At 52.9% G+C, this 1,263-nt stretch carries 13 tRNA genes; all 13 read left to right on the forward strand.

Annotated elements, in window-relative coordinates:
• Positions 1–78 precede the first annotated feature (78 nt).
• The 13 genes from FC83_RS07340 to FC83_RS07400 all read left to right on the forward strand — a co-directional run bounded on the left by FC83_RS07340 (position 79) and on the right by FC83_RS07400 (position 1,203).
• Positions 79–152: transfer RNA gene (locus FC83_RS07340), tRNA-Met, on the forward strand.
• A 9-nt stretch (positions 153–161) separates the two neighbouring features.
• Positions 162–235 (forward strand) — tRNA-Ile (locus tag FC83_RS07345).
• A gap of 28 nt (positions 236–263) precedes the next feature.
• Positions 264–337, forward strand: a tRNA-Met gene (locus FC83_RS07350).
• Positions 338–339: 2 nt separating this feature from the next.
• A tRNA-Asp gene (locus FC83_RS07355) sits at positions 340–412 on the forward strand.
• 6 nt (positions 413–418) lie between these two features.
• Positions 419–491: transfer RNA gene (locus FC83_RS07360), tRNA-Phe, on the forward strand.
• Between the two features lie 24 nt (positions 492–515).
• A tRNA-Gly gene (locus tag FC83_RS07365) sits at positions 516–586 on the forward strand.
• 17 nt (positions 587–603) lie between these two features.
• A tRNA-Ile gene (locus FC83_RS07370) sits at positions 604–678 on the forward strand.
• 2 nt (positions 679–680) lie between these two features.
• A tRNA-Ser gene (locus FC83_RS07375) sits at positions 681–768 on the forward strand.
• A 7-nt stretch (positions 769–775) separates the two neighbouring features.
• Positions 776–847, forward strand: a tRNA-Glu gene (locus FC83_RS07380).
• A gap of 29 nt (positions 848–876) precedes the next feature.
• Positions 877–966: transfer RNA gene (locus tag FC83_RS07385), tRNA-Ser, on the forward strand.
• A 9-nt stretch (positions 967–975) separates the two neighbouring features.
• Positions 976–1,049 (forward strand) — tRNA-Met (locus FC83_RS07390).
• A 2-nt stretch (positions 1,050–1,051) separates the two neighbouring features.
• Positions 1,052–1,124: transfer RNA gene (locus FC83_RS07395), tRNA-Asp, on the forward strand.
• A gap of 6 nt (positions 1,125–1,130) precedes the next feature.
• Positions 1,131–1,203, forward strand: a tRNA-Phe gene (locus FC83_RS07400).
• The last annotated feature ends 60 nt before the right edge of the window (positions 1,204–1,263 follow it).

Raw genomic sequence — 1,263 nt, forward strand, 5'->3', positions numbered from 1 at the left:
GGTAGAGCACCTGGTTTGGGACCAGGGGGTCGCAGGTTCGAATCCTGTTTTCCCGATTGCAACAATTTTATATTTTTTGGCGGTGTAGCTCAGCTGGCTAGAGCGTCCGGTTCATACCCGGGAGGTCGGGGGTTCGATCCCCTTCGCCGCTATAAGAGCTTGGACCTTTAGCTCAGTTGGTTAGAGCAGACGGCTCATAACCGTCCGGTCGTAGGTTCGAGTCCTACAAGGTCCATTAGGACCGATTATATATTTTTTATTATCGCGGGATGGAGCAGTCTGGTAGCTCGTCGGGCTCATAACCCGAAGGTCGCAGGTTCAAACCCTGCTCCCGCAATTGGTCCCATGGTGTAGGGGTTATCACGCCTGCCTGTCACGCAGGAGATCACCGGTTCAAATCCGGTTGGGACCGTTATATGGCTCGGTAGCTCAGTCGGTAGAGCAATGGATTGAAGCTCCATGTGTCGGCAGTTCGATTCTGTCCCGCGCCATCAACCATTATTATGCAAATTATTGCGGGTGTAGTTTAGTGGTAAAACCACAGCCTTCCAAGCTGTTGTCGCGAGTCCGATTCTCGTCACCCGCTTTAGTTTATGATATAATGGGCCTATAGCTCAGCTGGTTTAGAGCGCACGCCTGATAAGCGTGAGGTCGATGGTTCAAGTCCATTTAGGCCCATTGGAGAAGTACTCAAGTGGCTGAAGAGGCGCCCCTGCTAAGGGTGTAGGTTGCGAAAGCGGCGCGAGGGTTCAAATCCCTCCTTCTCCGTTAGTTCGACCCGTTGGTCAAGTGGTTAAGACACCGCCCTTTCACGGCGGTAACATGGGTTCAAATCCCGTACGGGTCATTTCCCTTTTTTATAGCAACACTTCTGATGGAGGATTACCCAAGTCCGGCTGAAGGGAACGGTCTTGAAAACCGTCAGGTGAGTAAAATCACGCGTGGGTTCGAATCCCACATCCTCCTTTTTATTATCGCGGGATGGAGCAGTCTGGTAGCTCGTCGGGCTCATAACCCGAAGGTCGCAGGTTCAAACCCTGCTCCCGCAATTGGTCCCATGGTGTAGGGGTTATCACGCCTGCCTGTCACGCAGGAGATCACCGGTTCAAATCCGGTTGGGACCGTTATATGGCTCGGTAGCTCAGTCGGTAGAGCAATGGATTGAAGCTCCATGTGTCGGCAGTTCGATTCTGTCCCGCGCCATATGATGGAGGAGTAGCGAAGTGGCTAAACGCGGCGGACTGTAAATCCGCTCCTTCGGGT

The organism is Agrilactobacillus composti DSM 18527 = JCM 14202 (genome assembly GCF_001436375.1).
Lineage (GTDB): Bacteria > Bacillota > Bacilli > Lactobacillales > Lactobacillaceae > Agrilactobacillus > Agrilactobacillus composti.